Genomic DNA, 14,797 nt, shown 5'->3' on the forward strand with positions numbered 1-14,797 from the left:
CGGTTGCCGGCAGGGCGCGATTGCTGGAGACACGGCATGGCGTCCCGATCCTTCGCACGTTTGCTTTCCGTTTTGCCCCGTTACCGATTTTTCCCTTTGTTTCCCAACGCTCTCCTGACTGGTTCGCAGCGACTTCCGAGGCGCGTCGCATCCGTTCGCGCACTCGCTCTTCTGGGCGCACTCGCCATGCCGCTGCCGGCGAGCGGCCAGCAGGCGGACCTCGCAGGCGCTTCCGACCATCCGCTGGTCGGACGCTATGAGGGGGCGGTGATTACCGCCCACGAGAGCCGCGCCTATGACGAGATCCGGCTGCCGGTCACCCCGCTGGAGCGCGGCGGTAGGGACAATCGGGGCACCTGGCAGGGGGAATTCTCCGGACGCATCACGTCGCTGCGCTACGAGGGGCCGGGCGGCCGCTCGCTGCTGGAGGTGATGCGCAACCACCAGGCCGAGCTCGAGGCGAAGGGTTTTGCGATCCGCCTGTTCTGCCGCGGCAGGGACGAGTGCGCTCCGGGAGGCTCGCTGCCGGATTTCTGGGCGGCCGGACGGGCGGGCATCGGCCTGCCCACGACCTGGGGCACCACCATCTACCTGCTGGCGGAACGGCAAAACGCGGAGGCGACCGTGACCGTGGCGATGCTCGGCGTCGAGACGAAGGCGCGCGGCGACCGGCCCCTGATGCCGCATCTGGCGGTGACGGTGGTCGAGGCGACGCCGATGGAAACCGGCCGCATCGCCGTGCTTGCCGCCGACGAAATGGCTGAAACCCTGGCTCGCGACGGCCGGATCGCCGTTTATGGCATCACCTTCGAATTCGACAGCGCCGAGATCACCGCCGCCTCTGCCGACCAGATCGCCGAGCTCGGCCGGCTGTTGGGCGACACTCCGGACCTTGCCGTGCTGATTGTCGGCCACACCGACGGCAAGGGCGGCTTCGACTACAACCTGTCGCTGTCGCAGCGGCGCGCCCAGGCGGTGGTCGACCGGCTGGCCGCAGCGCATGGCATCGCCGCCGCGCGGATGACGCCGGCCGGCGCCGGCATGGTCGCCCCCGTGGCCAGCAACAGAAGCGAAGAGGGGCGGGCCAGGAACCGGCGGGTGGAGATCGTCGAAATCGTCCGCTGATACAGCCTGCGGTTCCATTCTCCCGTTGCCTCGCGTCAGCCGTCCATGAGATGGATTGTTCGAGGACAGGGACGGGCGAGGGGCTGGAAATGCAGGAAAATCCGGATGATACCCGCAAGGGCGGGCGAGGCCGCGCGGCCGGAAAATGGCTGGGCGGGCTTGGCCTGCTGCTCGCCGCGGCGCTGGCCGCAGCCTGGTGGGCGACCCTGCCGGACCAGCCGGGCGCCTTCTACACGCCGCCGCCGACACCTCCGGCAGAGCCCGGCATCCTGCTGCGCAGCGAAGCCTACGACACGGACATTCCGGCCGGGGCGAAGGGCTGGCGTATCCTCTATACCAGCCGCCTGGAAGACGGCTCGCCGACCGTCGCCAGCGCGATCGTCGTTCTGCCGGATATCCCCGCGCAAGGCCCGCGGCCGGTGATCGCCTGGGCGCATGGCACCACCGGCATCGCCCCGGGCTGCGCGCCCTCCACCTCGCCGGCGCCCTTCGGCGGAACGCCGGGCATGGACGAGGTGGTCGAGCGCGGCTGGGCGATGGTGGCGACCGATTATGCGGGCATGGGCGCGCCGGGCCATCATGCCTATCTGGTCGGGCAGGTGGCCGCCTATTCGGTGCTCGATTCCGTCAATGCCGCCAGGCAGATGGCGGACTGGCAGCTCGGCGAGCGGGTCGTCGTCTGGGGCCATTCGCAGGGCGGCCATGCAGCGCTGTGGACCGGCATGCGGGCCGGCGCCGACGCACCGGAGCTGGAGATCGCCGGGGTGGCCGCGATGGCGCCGGTGACCGAGCTCGCGGCGATGCTCGGCAAGGGTGCCAGCAGCGCGTTCGGCGAGATCATCTCGGCCTATCTCTACACCGCCTATCGCCGGCTCTACCCGGAGATCGGCGAGGCCTATGTCAGCCGCTTCCACGCGATGGTGGCCAAGGACATATCCCGCCGCTGCATCCTGGACTGGCGCGCGGTCTGGTCGCTGGCGCTGACCCGGCTGCTGCCCGATCAGGGGCTGTTCCTGCAGCCGATTTCGGAAGGTCCGTTCGGGGACAGGCTGGCGCAGAACGGCCCGAACGGGGCCATCGACGCGCCGCTGCTGCTGGCGCAGGGGCTGGCCGACGAGGTGATCGATCCGGCGCTGCAGGAAGGCTACGTCGCGCGGCGCTGCGCCGCCGGCCAGCCGGTCGACTACCGGGAATATCCTGGCCTCACCCATGTCAGCCTGGTCGAACCGGGCTCGGCCCTGACGCCGCAGCTGCTGGCCTGGACCGAGGACCGTTTCGCCGGAAAACCTGCGTCAAGCACTTGTTCTCAAAGGTAAAACAGTTTCAGAAATTTTCGAGACGGATTTTGCGAAATTCCGTCTCAATTTCCCGGAAATTTGCGAGCGCCGTCTCAATCCCGCCGATCAGCCGGCGGCGACGACCTTCACGGTGCGGACGCGCGCCGGCAGCGGCGGCAGGATCGCCGCCTTGAGCTCCAGCGAGGCGGGGTGGCGGAGCTCCGACAGGGCACTTGTCCCCGTCTCCTCGACGACTTGTCCTCGCTGCATGACGATGGTGCGGTCGGCGAAGCGCTCGACCAGCCGCAGGTCGTGGGTGACGAAGAGGCAGGCGATGCCGGAGGCCTGCTGGAGCCGCTTGAGCAGCGCCAGCGTCGCGGCCTGAAGGTGCAGGTCGAGATTGGAGACCGCCTCGTCGAGAATGACGAGGGCCGGCTCTGGCGCGAGGGCCCGGGCGATGCATACGCGCTGGAGCTGGCCGCCGCTGACCTGCGAGGGCAGCATGGGGGCGAGCGAGGCCGGCAGCTCGACCATCTCGAGCAGCTCGTCGACCCGGCGGGCGCGGGCGGGAGCATCGAGCGAAGTCAGGTGGCGCAGCGGCTCGGCGATGATCGAGCGGATGTCGAAGCGGGGATCGACCGCGCCGGGTGCGTCCTGGAACACCATCTGAACCTCGCGGCGAAACCGGTGCAGGCCTGACCGGTCGAGACGGGCAAGCGGCGCGCCGCGAAACGAGACGGTGCCGCCGTCGGGCCGCTCCAGCCCGCAGAGCAGGCGCGCCAGCGTGCTCTTGCCGCAGCCGCTGCGGCCGAGCAGGGCGACGGTCTCGCCGGCCGCGACCGAAAGCGAGACGCCATCAAGCGCGGTGCGTGCGGCGCCCGTCCCGACCAGCGAGGTGCTGCGATAGGTCCGGGACACGCCGTCGGCGCGGATCAGCGTCATGGGGCAAGCTCCAGTCCGTAAAGGGCAAGATGCGCCGAAACCAGCATCCGGGTGAGGGGATGGCGCGGCGCATGGAACACCTCCTCGACCGGCGCGCATTCGACCAGCCGGCCGTGATCGAGCACCGCGACATCGTCGGCAAGGCGGGCGACGACGCCCATGTCGTGGGTGACGAGCAGGACGCCGAGGCCGCGCGCGGCAACGAGACGCTCCAGAAGATCGAGGATGCGCGCCTGCACCACGAGATCGAGATCGGTGGTCGGCTCGTCGGCGAAGAGGAACGGCGCCTCGGCGAGGAGCGCCAGCGCGATCATCATCCGCTGCAGCATGCCGCCGCTCATCTCGAAAGCATGCAGCGGCAGGATGCGGGCGGGCTCGTCGAGCCCGGCCTCGGCCATGGCCGCCTCGATACGGGCGTCGGCATCGGGACCGGCAAGGCCCAGCGCGGCAAGCGTCTCCAGCGCATGGTCGCGCATGGTCCGCACCGGATTGAAGGCGCTGCGCGGGTTCTGCAGGATCGTCGCGACCTGCCGGCCGCGCAGGCTCGCCGGCGGGCACTCGGCACCGTCGAGACGGACGCGGCCGGACAGCGCCCTGGTGCCGGGCGGCAGGGTGCCGAGCGCCGCCATGCAGGTCATCGACTTGCCCGAGCCGCTGGCCCCGACCAGCGCCAGCACGCGGCCGCGCCGGACCTCCAGCGTCAGGTCGCGGACCAGGACGGGACCGGCGCCGTCGCGGCCGGCGGCGACCGTCAGCCCCTCGATGGAGAGGGTTCCGGATGCGGATGCGGGTTTCGGGGCGAGATTCAGTGACAATGGTCCGCCCTCAGATGCGGGTCGAGACGGTCGCGCAGCGCATCGCCCAGGATGTTGAACGCCATCACCGAGACGAAGAGCGCGAGGCCCGGCCAGAAGATCAGCAGCGGCGCGGTCCACACGAACTGGCGCGCATCGCCGATCATCACGCCCCATTCGGCGGTCGGCGGCGCGACGCCGAGGCCGAGGAAGGAGAGGCCGGAGACATGCAGCATCATGTGGCCGATATCGAGCGTGGCGAGCACCAAGAGTTGCGACAGGGTGGCGGGCAGGAGGTGGGCGGCGAAGATGCGCAGCCGGCTCGCCCCGGCAAGGCGGGCGGCCAGCAGGTAGTCGCGATGGCGCAGCGACAGGACGATGCCGCGCACGATGCGCGCATACCAAGCCCAGTGCGACAGGGCGATGGCGATGACCACGTTGACGAGGCCGGTGCCGAGCATGCCGATCATGAACAGGGCCAGCACCAGGGTGGGGAAGGTGAGGAACACGTCGGTGACGCGCATGATCAGCTGGTCGGTGCGCCCGCCGATGAAGCCGGAGGCGCCGCCCACCACGATGCCGAGCACGAGAATGAGCGCCAGCGTCAGCGCGACGACGCCGAGCGAGACGCGCACGCCGGCGATCAGCCGCGAGAGGATGTCGCGGCCGAGATGATCCGTGCCGAGCCAATGGACGGCATCGGCGCCCCGCAGGCGCTGGGTCAGATCGATCGCGTCGGGATCGTGCGGCGAGATCCAGGGACCGGCCACCGCCGCGACCAGCAGCAGGGCGACGACGGCAAGGGCGATGCGCACCGGCCAGCGGCCCGCGAACGGCGCGGCAAGCCGGGAGAGGAAACGACGGGAGGGACGTTCGGAGGACCGATGGAGCGGCAGGTCGGTCATTCCACCCCCTCCGCCGACAGGCGGATGCGCGGGTCGGCCAGCGCATAGACGATGTCGACCACGAGATTGCACAGCATGAAGATGGCGACCATCGCCAGGGTGAAGCACTGGATCACCGGATAGTCGCGGTTGAGGATGGCCGAGACGGCGTAGCGGCCGACGCCCGGCCAGCCGAAGATGCTTTCGATGATCAGGGTGCCGCCGATCATCTCGCCGACATGCATGCCCATGGCGGTGATGACGGGCAGCCAGGCATTGCGCAGCACATGGGCGTGCTCGACCCGCCGCTCGGGCAGGCCGCGCAGCCGGGCGTAGCGCACATGCGGCTGGCCGGCGGCCTCCAGCATGCTGGCGCGGAGCAGCCGGGCGTTGATGGCGAGCGACATGAACGAGATGGCGAGCGCCGGCATCACCAGATGGGCAAGCCCGCCGCGCCCCATCGCCGGCAACCAGCCGAGATGGACCGAGAACAGAAGCACCAGGAGGAAACCGAGCCAGAAATTCGGCATCGAGACGCCGATGAAGGCGATGAGCCGTACCAGGTGGTCCGGCCAGCGCTCGCGGTAGCGCGCCGCCCAGATGCCGAGCGGCACCGACAGGCCGATGGTCAGCGCCAGCGCGACACCGGCCAGCTGCAGCGTTGCCGGCAGGAAGTGCAGCAGGTCCGGCAGGACCGGGCGCCGGGTGGCATAGGAGGTGCCGAAATCGAGCCGCACCGCCTTGCCGAGCCAGTCGAGATACTGGGTCATGATCGGCCGGTCGAGCCCGAGCATCATGCGCGCGTCCTCCAGCGCCTGCGGCGTCGGCGGCACCTTGGACAGGCGCAGATAGTCCATCGCCGGGTCGCTCGGCCCCAGCCGCAGCATCAGGAAGACGACCAGCGAGGCGCCGAGCAGCATCGGCAGCAGCAGGAGGACGCGGCGGAGGATGAACCCGGCCATCGGATCAGTCCGCCGCCGGGGCGAGACGATCGAAGGGGATCTCGCTCGACATGGCGCCGAAGGGCACCGGGCCGACCTCCTTGCGCGCCACCGCGATGGCGGTGACATAGGTCAGCGGCAGGTAGACCGCCTGATCGTGCAGGCGGGTGAGGAGATCGCGGTAGATCTCCTGCCGCGCCGCCTCGTCGGTGCTGACGAGTGCCCGGCCGATCATCGCGTCGATCTCGGCCTTGTCGGCGAGGCCGAGCTGGGCCTGGTAATCGGCATGGGAGGGCAGGCGCATGGAGCTGACGAAGGCATGCGGATCGTAGGGCGCGCCCCAGGTGCGATTGAAGATCATGCCGAAGCGGCCGTCGCGCTGGCGGGCATAGATGCTGCTCTCCTCCTCGCCGGTGAGCAGGACCTCGATGCCGACGCGGCGCAGGTCCGCCTGGACGATCTCGGCCATCGACTTGGCGACCGCATCCGTGCCGACGAAGCAGAGCTCGATGCTGAGCCGCGCGCCGTCCTTCTCGCGGATGCCGCCGTCGCCGGAAGCGGTCCAGCCGGCCTCTTCCAGCAGGCGGCGCGCCTCCTCGAGGTCGTAAGGGTAGGGCGCAAGGCCGATATCGGCATACGGCACGTTGGGCGCGAACAGCGTGTCGGCGCGGCGCTGGGTGCCGTAGAGCACGGTGGCGATCATCGTGTCCTTGTCGACCGCGTGGTTGATCGCCCGGCGCACGGCAAGATCGCGCGTGGCGCCGCGATTGGTGTTCAGCGCCAGGACCCGGCTTTCCAGCGGCTCCGACAGGGCGGCGGCGATGCCGGCCCGCTCGCCCATGGAACGAAAGCGCTCGAACGTGTCCGGCGAGACCGGCCCGTCGGTGCCGTAGATCAGGTCGATCTCGCCGGTCTCGAAGGCGATGGCGCGGGTGTTGGGATCGGGGATGACCTTGACCGTGACCGAGGCATAGGCCGGCCTGTCGCCCCAATAGGCCTCGTTGCGCACGAAGACGTCGCGCTCGCCGAGCGAGGTTTCGCTCAGCACCCAGGGGCCGGTGCCGATGGGGGCCACAATGCCGTCCTTGGTGCCGCCTTCGACGAACTGCGAGGGTGCGACGAAGCGGAAGGGGCGGGGCAGCGCCAGTTCCTGCAGCACCGGGTAATAGGCGTCCTTGAGCGTCAGCCGCAACAGATGCGGGCCGGCGACCTTAGCCGAGACGATCTGGTTGGCGAGCTCCAGCCAGGCATGACGGGAGCGGTTGGCGAGGATCGCGTCGAAATTCGCCTTGGCAGCGGCGGCATCGAAGGGCTCGCCGTTGGAAAAGGTCACGCCCTCGCGCAGCGCAAAGGTGTAGACGCGCCCGCCCTCCGACACGTCCCAGGAGGCCGCCAGCCAGGGCACGACCGTGCCGTCCGCGCGGTAGCGCACCAGCGGCTCGTAGACCATGGACTGCGCGAACATCTGGTTCGGCGAATAGAGATGCGGATTGAGCGGACCGGCATTGAGCGGCCAGGAAAAGGCGAGGTCCGGACCCTCGGCGGCGCCGGCCGGCGATGATACGGGGGCGAGGATCGAGGGGAGACTCAGGCCGGCAAAGAGAGCGGAGCGGACAAGAGCGCGCGCTGCGCCGCGGAAAACCTCGAACATCGGAAACTTTCGGGACAGGAGAGACGGTGTGAGTTATTTCAATAACATCATACCGCCCCGTCCGGTCAAGCTCCCCTACCGGTCAAGGCGCGATTGGAAGGTCAGCGGTCGTGGCCGGGCTCGTTGTCCTGGTCATGCCCGTGGGTGTGCCCGTGGGTGTGATGGTGGGCATGGGGCTGGCCGCGCAGCAGCAGCGTCTCGCCGGGCGCGGCGGGAAAGACATGCAGGCTGCCGTGCCGCACGCCGCGCTGGCTGGTCACGCTGTCGGCGAAGCGGCGCAGCTCGCCGGCGGTGCCGGCCAGGATCGACACTTCCAGGCAGTTCTCGGCGCTGACATGCACATGGGTGGTGGCGACCGACAGCGCGTGATGGGCGTGGTGGTTGTCGGTCAGCCGGTTGGGCAGGTCGCGGATGCCGTGGTCGTAGACATAGGTGAGCGCGCCGTAGCAGGGGCGGTCGTTGTCGAGCTCGCCGTCCGGGCCGATCGCCTCGCGCGCCAGCGCCTCGCGGGCCATGTCGCGGAAGATCTCGGAGCGGCTGGCATAGCCGCGCTTCTCGCTGAGGGCGTCGATCTCCCGCAACAAATCCTCGTCGACCGTGATCGTGATACGTTCCATGACACCTTTCCGTTCCGCCGTGCGGCGCGACCATAGCAGAAGCGGACGGGCGATGCTGCCCCGCCGGGCCGGCAGCGAACGGCATGCCTGCGACAGGCATGCGACGCCGGACAGGCTCGACGGGCCCGCCGCCGCGCGCGATGATGCCGCCAGCCAAGGGGAATTGCCGCATGGAGCGCAGCGCGACCGACCGTTTCAAGACGGCGATCCTGATCCTTGCCGTCGGTGGGCTGGCCGGCGGCCTCGTCCTTCATCTGGCCGGCCAGGGCGAGACCGCACGCCTCGTCTGGTTCGCCGGCGTGGTGCCGGCGCTCGCCGCGCTGGTCGTGGAGATCGTGCGCAGCATCGGACGCGGCGAGGTCGGTCTCGACATCGTCGCGGCGCTGTCGATGAGCGCGGCGCTCGCCTTCGGCGAAACGCTGGCGGCGGCCGTGGTCGCGGTGATGTATTCGGGCGGCACCTTCCTGGAAAGCTTTGCCGAAGGGCGGGCGCGGCGCGAGATGCACGACCTGCTGTCGCGGGTGCCGCGCACGGCGACGCGCTATCGCGGCGGCGCGCTGGAGGATGTGCCGCTCAGTGAGATCCGCCCCGGCGACCGGCTGCTGATCCGGCAGGGCGACGTGGTGCCGGTCGACGGCACGCTGGCCTCCGAAACCGCCTTCCTCGACACCTCGGCGCTGACCGGCGAATCCCTGCCGCAGCGCCTGGCGCAGGGCCATGAGGCGATGAGCGGGTCGACCAATGCGGGCGAGGCGTTCGACATGACCGCCACCCGCCGCGCGGCCGAAAGCACCTATGCCGGCATCGTCCGCCTGGTGGAGGCGGCGCAGCGCTCGAAGGCGCCGATGTCGCGGCTCGCCGACCGCTGGTCGCTGGGCTTTCTCGCCGTGACGCTGGCCATTGCAATCAGCGCCTGGTGGGCGACGGGCGACCCGATCCGCGCCGTCGCCGTGCTGGTGGTGGCAACGCCCTGTCCGTTGATCCTCGCCGTGCCGGTGGCGCTGGTCGCCGGCCTGTCGCGGGCGGCGCATTTCGGCGTGCTGATCAAGGGCGCCGGGCCGCTGGAGACCATGGCGCGCATCCGCACGCTGATCCTCGACAAGACCGGCACGCTGACCGACGGGCGACCGCGGATCGTCGCCATCGAGGCCGCGGACGGCCTGGGCGAGGCGGAGCTGCTGCGCCTTGCCGCCTCGCTGGACCAGGCCTCGAAGCACCCGGTCGCCCAGGCCATCGTCGCCGCCGCGCGCGAGCAGGGCCTGGCGCTCGCCGTGCCGCTGGCGGTGAGCGAGACCGCCGGCGAAGGGGTGAGCGGCGAGGTCGAGGGGCGCGCGGTCGTCGTCGGCGGCCACGGCTTCGTCACAGGCTTCGTCGCGCGGCTTGTCGGCGGGAAGACGCCGGGCCCGCTGCCGGAGATCGCCGCCGGGGCGGTGGTCGTCGCGGTGGCGGTGGACGGACGGCTGGCCGGGCATCTGGTGATGTCGGACCCGTTGCGCGAGGGCGTCGGCGCCATGCTGGCCGGGCTGCGGCGCGGCGGCATCGAGCGGATCCTGCTGGCGACCGGCGACCGGGCGGACGTGGCCGAACGGGTGACGCAGGGGCTCGGCCTCGACGGGCTGCGCGCCGGGCTGACGCCCGACCAGAAGGTGCTGCTGGTCCTCACCGAACGCAAGAACGGCCCGGTGATGATGGTGGGCGACGGCGTCAACGACGCGCCGGCACTTGCGGCGGCCGATGTCGGCGTTGCCATGGGCGCGCGCGGGGCGGCGGCCTCGGCCGAGGCGGCGGACGTGGTGCTGCTGGTCGACCGGATCGGGCAACTCGGCGCCGGCATGACGATCGCCCGCGCCGCGCGGCGGATCGCGCTGGAAAGCGTCGTCGCCGGCATCGGCCTGTCGGTGCTGGGCATGATCGCCGCCGCCTTCGGCTACCTGACGCCGGTGCAAGGCGCCCTGCTGCAGGAGGCGATCGACGTCGCCGTGATCCTCAACGCCCTTCGGGCCCTTCGCGTGCGGCCGGAGTGAGGGGGTATGGCTGGTCCCAGTGACAAAATATATATGGCCTTCGGCAGATTGCCCCTCCAACCGGCGGCTTGTTGCCGATAGCGCTGTGCGGGCGGCGGCGTTGCGCGGCGGCAATAATGCTACCTGCCTATAGCCGTAATAATGGCAATGATAATTGTCCCGTTCATCGTTGCGCCTTCGCCTATTTCTTTGCAGCGTCCTTCGCCGTCTCCGATAAAGACTTGACTACATCTTCACGCTTGCCTTCACAAAACTCACCTCTACCAGTTTCAGTGCTGCCTTGTTTCGTCGGATCAAGCGCAAGCCGCGCTTCCTTAGGAAACAGGCGCGTCGTCCCTTCCTTTGGAACGACAGTCAAAATTACGCCGTCGCGCCGCAATTCCAGCTTCGCAATGTCGGCCTTATCGCCTTGGAAAATATCCCAAACAATGATGGTGGCGGATTTGCTACCGCTTATGGTGCCACGAACAAGGAAGAACTCGTTGAAAGGCGTAGCTCCGCAAATCGGCTTGGTCGATATAGTGCCGTCAATAACGCCCTTCTCCACGATCAAATCAACGACCATGCTTTCGTCGGAAAGGTTCATGTCGGGCGCGTCAACGTAGCCTTCAGGGCTGTTGGTCCAATAGCCAGTCCAAGCGGCATCGTTATGATACCAACCCCAAAATTCATCGGACGTTTTACGGAATTCGCCGGGGATGGCGCGAAGACCTCCGAAGAAGTTCGCTGGGTTCAATACGACGGCACTTGCTATCGCGCCTACTAGAGGTAGTCCAACAATCCATACACCGACCTTGCGCCAACGCCGCCAATTCAACCCAGTTGTTTTGGTCATACTGAACCGCTATCCGATGTTTGGTCAACAAACCGAAGCAACACTTCAATGCACAACGTCCCAGCGGCAGCGGCCTTCTTTGCGCGCTCCACCAAGTAATAGTCGAAAGCCATCATCGGCGTGGTCGTTTTGCCCCGTTCCGCTATCATCTCGGCGGCTTGGACTATGCGAAGCAACTCCGCAACGTCGAGCAAATGAGCAAACCCGCCGGTCGCGCGCATGAAATCTTTCATGAAATCTAAACCGTAGGTGGCGCGGTCGTCCACAAAGTCCAAATCGGGAATTAAGACTATAGCGTGGGCAGGGTGTTCCCGCTCGACATTCAGCGTCTCACCTTTCAAGCTTGTCACAGGCACGTTGGCCTTAATCTTACGGATAGCACCGCGAAGTTGGTTGAACGCCTTTTCGATATGAGCCGTAACGTCGCGCTTCAGCTTCGCCCTATTCGGTAGTTGTTCGCGCGCCAAAACAGAAAGGGTCTTCGATTCAATCAACACCGCACCGAACTCGTGGCTCAACAGAATGTCGGTTAGTTCACGCGTTCCCTTCCCCTTGGGAATTTGCGGGCTGTGATAGACACCCGAAGGTTGAAGGTTGTCGGTCAACCAAACGCCCAACTGCTCTTGCTGATTGCCTTCGTCATCATCGAACAGGTGAATGAGGCTGGACGAAGCGCAAGCCGTTATGAAGTGATTGTGGACAGCCTTCCAATCGGACTTTTCGCCGACTTCCAAAACCAACCATTCGTCGTTGCTGACGCCAGAATTGTGAAAGCGGTTAACCATCGGCCCAACCGTTTCCCTTCTCGCCACATGATCGACGCGACCTAGCGCGGCGTTATCCGCCCACGCGGCAAGGCGGTCCAATTTGCTGACTGTGGGCAGATTGTTCCAAGCGACGTTGACGGCCAGTTCATTGAACAGGAACGACACCAATGGCTCGCCACGCATCAATCCGCGAATGCCGTTCAATTCTTCTTCGCGTTCTGCAATCGACCAAAGAACGCCGCCATCGTCACCGTCGTCGCAGATTTTCAACGCATAGAGCAAACGTCCGTCGCACATAGCGAAACCAAGCTGCATGCGTGCACCAAGGACGACGTATTTTAGAAGGACGGTGCTGCCCTTGATAAGAAGGATCGGTTCAAAGCCGTCGCGACCACTGGCGTATTCGAATCTAATTAGCTGCGGGCAAGCCAAAAACTCGGAGCGGTTATGGTGCGATAGCATGTGCATTCAATCATCGTGCCATGGTCGCAGGCGAAAGCGAACGACTAAGTTGATCGATGGCATGGGCTTCGGCGAACTGCCTCACAGCCTACCCATGACCTGCCCGCGCCTTCGTCAGCAGCGGGTAGGTTGCAGAAATTGTCGGAAAATTTGGCGCACCCGACAGGATTCGAACCTGTGACCTCTGCCTTCGGAGGGCAGCGCTCTATCCAGCTGAGCTACGGGTGCTTCCGGCGGGGTGGACCCGCGGACGCGGTGCCTGTTCGACACCGGGGATGCGAAGCGTTCTTACAGGATCGCGCCAGCCGCATCAACCGGCGAATTGGCCCCTCCCGCCGCACGGGATAACCGGCGGCCCGCCGCCGAGCTGGGCAGGCAGCGGCAAGGTCGGCAGGCGGGCTGCCGTGGCCGGGGAGAACGGCCGGCAAAGGCCAGAAGACGCGGCCAGCCGGCAGGCTGTCGGTCTGCCGCCGTCCATCGGCTCCGGTTGCCGGGCAGGCGGCTCGATGCGCCGAACGGGCGAGCGGCCCCCTACAGATCGAGGACGATGCGGCCGCGGCCGCGGGAGACGCAGGGCATCAGCCAGGTCTTCTGGCGCCTGGCGTCGAGCACCACGTCGCGGTGGACGACCTCGCCTTGCAGGTAGCCGCATTCGCACGAGCCGCAGACGCCGGATTCGCACGAGGTCGGCAGCGCGATGCCGCCTTCCGCCAGCACGGCAACGAGGCTGCGCTCCGCCGGGACGGGAAGGACCGCGCCGGTGGAGGCGATCACCGCCTCGAAGGGCTCGGGCACGAAATCGCCGGGGTCGAGCGCCGCGAACCGCTCGGTATGGAAACACTCGGCCGGCCAGCCGCGCGCCGCCACCGCCGCCTCGACGGCCTCGGCAAGGCGCGGCGGCCCGCAGACGAGGACGTCGGCCTCGGCAGGCTCCGCCGCAAGCACGGCGGACGCATCGAACCGGCGCCCCTCCTCCGGAAACCAGGTGACGAGACGAGAGCCGCAGACGGCCGCGACCTCGTCCAGCAGCGGGGCGGCGGCGCGCGACCTTGCGCAATAGTGGAAGGCAAAGTCATTGGTCTGATGGGTGTTTTGGCGGGCCAGCCGGCGCGCCATCGCCAAGAGCGGCGTGACGCCGATGCCGCCGGCAACGAGAAGCGTGCGGCGGGGCACCTCCGGCAGCTCGAAATGGTTGCGCGGGGCGGCGACCGTCAGCAAGGCGTCCGGCGCCAGCGCCGCGTGCAGCCAGGCGGAACCGCCGCGCCCGGCCTCCTCCCGCCGGACGGCGATGAGGTAGTGGCTGCGGTCGTCCGGGTCGCCCCAGAGCGAATAGTGCCGCACGCCGAGGCCGGGCACATGCACGTCCACATGCGCCCCGGCGGTCCACGCCGGCAGCTGGGGCCGGCGCGGATGCTCGAGACGGATCGCGAGGACATCGCCCGCTTCCCGGCGCAGCTCCGCGACCTTGAGCTTCATGACAAGCCTCGCGACCATGGCTCAGTCCAGCATCTCGATGGTGTCGCCGGGGCGGATGGTGCCGCCCTTCTCGATGCCGCAATTGAGGCCGGAGCGGTTGTAGAGCGGCAGGAAGACCTCCATGCCCAGCAGCGTCTCCAGATACTTGCACGGGAAGTTGAGCCGGCCGCCGCGCAGGATCACCTCGCCGACGCGGAAGCGCCGGCCGACCAGGTGGTTCAGCGGCACGCCGCGCACCGTCAGGTTGCGCCGGTGGTCGACCGGCTCCAGCACCACCGGGCCGGACTGGAGCGGGGGATCGTTGCGGGCGAGCGCATCCAGCGCCTCCTGCTCGATCAATGTCACCTCGCGCACGTCGGGACGGGCGGAATAGGTGCCGGTTCCGAGGAAATAGCGGTCGCCCTCGATGCCGCGGCCGGCAACGCAGACCGCCTCGTCCAGCTCCTCCATCTCGAAGCTGGCTTCCGGCGCGATGTGGATGTGCAGCAGCTCGCCGGTCCAGCCGGTGACGCCGCCCCGCCGGCCCAGCGCAACGATGGCGGCCGGGTGGCTGAAGGCTTCGACCATTTCGGGTGCTTCGCTTGCCATGACGGACCTCACTTCACCCGCACGGCGACGGCTTCGATCTCGACCAGCGCATCCTTGGGCAGGCGCGCGACCTCGATCGCCGAGCGGGCCGGCGGCTCGCTCGGGAAGGCCTTGGCGTAGACGCCGTTCATGGCGGCGAAATCGTCCATGTTCTTCAGGAAGACCGTCGTCTTGAGCACCGAGGCGAGCGAGGCGCCGGCGGCTTCCAGCACGGTCCTGAGGTTGTCGAGCGAGGCCTGGGTCTGCGCCTCGACACCCTCCACCAGCTGGCCGGTCGCCGGGTCGATGGGCAACTGGCCGGAGACGAAGACGAGATCGCCATAGGCGACGGCCGGCGACAGCGGCACGCCGGGCACGGTGACGGAGGGCGGGGCGATGACAGTACGGGACATGCGTTTCCTTTCGGGTTGGGTT

14 protein-coding genes and 1 tRNA gene are annotated in these 14,797 nt (G+C 68.0%); 3 read left to right on the forward strand and 12 right to left on the reverse strand.

The genetic code is table 11. From position 1 onward, the window contains the following. Positions 1–186 precede the first annotated feature (186 nt). Both MNI96_RS06940 and MNI96_RS06945 read left to right on the forward strand, forming a co-directional pair. Positions 187–1,125 carry an OmpA family protein gene (locus tag MNI96_RS06940; protein WP_249691589.1) on the forward strand — a complete coding sequence of 313 codons (939 nt, stop codon included), beginning with the start codon at positions 187–189 and terminating at the stop codon, positions 1,123–1,125. Positions 1,126–1,214: 89 nt separating this feature from the next. Beyond that, entirely contained in the window at positions 1,215–2,441 is a 1,227-nt protein-coding gene (locus MNI96_RS06945; protein WP_249691591.1) for a lipase family protein, read from the forward strand. 87 nt (positions 2,442–2,528) lie between these two features. Here the strand turns inward: MNI96_RS06945 and nikE are convergent, their stop codons facing one another. From nikE to nikR, 6 genes are all read right to left on the reverse strand, one after another. Next, entirely contained in the window at positions 2,529–3,344 is an 816-nt protein-coding gene (gene nikE, locus MNI96_RS06950) for a nickel import ATP-binding protein NikE (RefSeq protein ID WP_249691593.1), read from the reverse strand. Beyond that, positions 3,341–4,153, reverse strand: coding sequence for a nickel import ATP-binding protein NikD (nikD, locus tag MNI96_RS06955; RefSeq protein ID WP_283776391.1), 813 nt, complete (start codon positions 4,151–4,153; stop codon positions 3,341–3,343). Before nikD ends, nikE begins: the two co-directional genes overlap by 4 nt. After that, positions 4,150–5,043, reverse strand: a complete 894-nt coding sequence (gene nikC, locus MNI96_RS06960) for a nickel ABC transporter permease subunit NikC (protein WP_249691594.1) — start codon at positions 5,041–5,043, stop codon at positions 4,150–4,152. Before nikC ends, nikD begins: the two co-directional genes overlap by 4 nt. Then, positions 5,040–5,984: a nickel ABC transporter permease subunit NikB gene (nikB, locus tag MNI96_RS06965; protein ID WP_249691596.1), complete on the reverse strand. Its 945-nt coding sequence runs from the start codon at positions 5,982–5,984 to the stop codon at positions 5,040–5,042. The genes nikC and nikB overlap by 4 nt, the downstream gene beginning before the upstream one ends. A 4-nt stretch (positions 5,985–5,988) precedes the next feature. Further along, a complete protein-coding gene (nikA, locus tag MNI96_RS06970; RefSeq protein WP_249691598.1) occupies positions 5,989–7,614 on the reverse strand; it encodes a nickel ABC transporter substrate-binding protein in 1,626 nt (541 codons plus the stop codon). Between the two features lie 101 nt (positions 7,615–7,715). Beyond that, positions 7,716–8,231 carry a nickel-responsive transcriptional regulator NikR gene (nikR, locus tag MNI96_RS06975; RefSeq protein WP_249691600.1) on the reverse strand — a complete coding sequence of 172 codons (516 nt, stop codon included), beginning with the start codon at positions 8,229–8,231 and terminating at the stop codon, positions 7,716–7,718. 170 nt (positions 8,232–8,401) lie between these two features. Between nikR and MNI96_RS06980 the strand changes: the two genes are divergently transcribed. After that, positions 8,402–10,255, forward strand: a complete 1,854-nt coding sequence (locus tag MNI96_RS06980) for a heavy metal translocating P-type ATPase (RefSeq protein ID WP_249691602.1) — start codon at positions 8,402–8,404, stop codon at positions 10,253–10,255. Positions 10,256–10,436: 181 nt separating this feature from the next. On the opposite strand, the gene MNI96_RS06985 is transcribed toward MNI96_RS06980, so the two are convergent. The 6 genes from MNI96_RS06985 to MNI96_RS07010 all read right to left on the reverse strand — a co-directional run bounded on the left by MNI96_RS06985 (position 10,437) and on the right by MNI96_RS07010 (position 14,775). Further along, positions 10,437–11,090 (reverse strand): hypothetical protein, encoded by a 654-nt coding sequence (locus tag MNI96_RS06985; RefSeq protein WP_249691604.1) that lies wholly within the window; start codon positions 11,088–11,090, stop codon positions 10,437–10,439. Continuing rightward, positions 11,087–12,325 (reverse strand): hypothetical protein, encoded by a 1,239-nt coding sequence (locus tag MNI96_RS06990; RefSeq protein ID WP_249691606.1) that lies wholly within the window; start codon positions 12,323–12,325, stop codon positions 11,087–11,089. Before MNI96_RS06990 ends, MNI96_RS06985 begins: the two co-directional genes overlap by 4 nt. 145 nt (positions 12,326–12,470) lie before the next feature. After that, positions 12,471–12,547, reverse strand: a tRNA-Arg gene (locus tag MNI96_RS06995). A gap of 303 nt (positions 12,548–12,850) precedes the next feature. After that, positions 12,851–13,813 carry a PDR/VanB family oxidoreductase gene (locus MNI96_RS07000; protein WP_249691608.1) on the reverse strand — a complete coding sequence of 321 codons (963 nt, stop codon included), beginning with the start codon at positions 13,811–13,813 and terminating at the stop codon, positions 12,851–12,853. Between the two features lie 3 nt (positions 13,814–13,816). Further along, positions 13,817–14,383: an MOSC domain-containing protein gene (locus MNI96_RS07005; protein ID WP_249691610.1), complete on the reverse strand. Its 567-nt coding sequence runs from the start codon at positions 14,381–14,383 to the stop codon at positions 13,817–13,819. Between the two features lie 8 nt (positions 14,384–14,391). After that, the gene (locus tag MNI96_RS07010; protein WP_185926361.1) at positions 14,392–14,775 is read right to left on the reverse strand and encodes a RidA family protein; all 384 of its coding nucleotides are present in this window, start codon (positions 14,773–14,775) and stop codon (positions 14,392–14,394) included. Between the last annotated feature and the right edge of the window lie 22 nt (positions 14,776–14,797).

The organism is Stappia sp. WLB 29, from assembly GCF_023507705.1.
Taxonomy (GTDB): domain Bacteria; phylum Pseudomonadota; class Alphaproteobacteria; order Rhizobiales; family Stappiaceae; genus Stappia.

Bases quoted from the DNA above. Each gene is read 5' to 3' on its own strand.
- MNI96_RS06940 (WP_249691589.1), top strand. From the start codon at position 187: ATGCCGCTGCCGGCGAGCGGCCAGCAGGCGGACCTCGCAGGCGCTTCC.
- MNI96_RS06945 (WP_249691591.1), top strand. From the start codon at position 1,215: ATGCAGGAAAATCCGGATGATACCCGCAAGGGCGGGCGAGGCCGCGCG.
- nikE (WP_249691593.1), bottom strand. From the start codon at position 3,344: ATGACGCTGATCCGCGCCGACGGCGTGTCCCGGACCTATCGCAGCACC.
- nikC (WP_249691594.1), bottom strand. From the start codon at position 5,043: ATGACCGACCTGCCGCTCCATCGGTCCTCCGAACGTCCCTCCCGTCGT.
- nikB (WP_249691596.1), bottom strand. From the start codon at position 5,984: ATGGCCGGGTTCATCCTCCGCCGCGTCCTCCTGCTGCTGCCGATGCTG.
- nikA (WP_249691598.1), bottom strand. From the start codon at position 7,614: ATGTTCGAGGTTTTCCGCGGCGCAGCGCGCGCTCTTGTCCGCTCCGCT.
- nikR (WP_249691600.1), bottom strand. From the start codon at position 8,231: ATGGAACGTATCACGATCACGGTCGACGAGGATTTGTTGCGGGAGATC.
- MNI96_RS06980 (WP_249691602.1), top strand. From the start codon at position 8,402: ATGGAGCGCAGCGCGACCGACCGTTTCAAGACGGCGATCCTGATCCTT.
- MNI96_RS06985 (WP_249691604.1), bottom strand. From the start codon at position 11,090: ATGACCAAAACAACTGGGTTGAATTGGCGGCGTTGGCGCAAGGTCGGT.
- MNI96_RS06990 (WP_249691606.1), bottom strand. From the start codon at position 12,325: ATGCACATGCTATCGCACCATAACCGCTCCGAGTTTTTGGCTTGCCCG.
- MNI96_RS07000 (WP_249691608.1), bottom strand. From the start codon at position 13,813: ATGGTCGCGAGGCTTGTCATGAAGCTCAAGGTCGCGGAGCTGCGCCGG.
- MNI96_RS07005 (WP_249691610.1), bottom strand. From the start codon at position 14,383: ATGGCAAGCGAAGCACCCGAAATGGTCGAAGCCTTCAGCCACCCGGCC.
- MNI96_RS07010 (WP_185926361.1), bottom strand. From the start codon at position 14,775: ATGTCCCGTACTGTCATCGCCCCGCCCTCCGTCACCGTGCCCGGCGTG.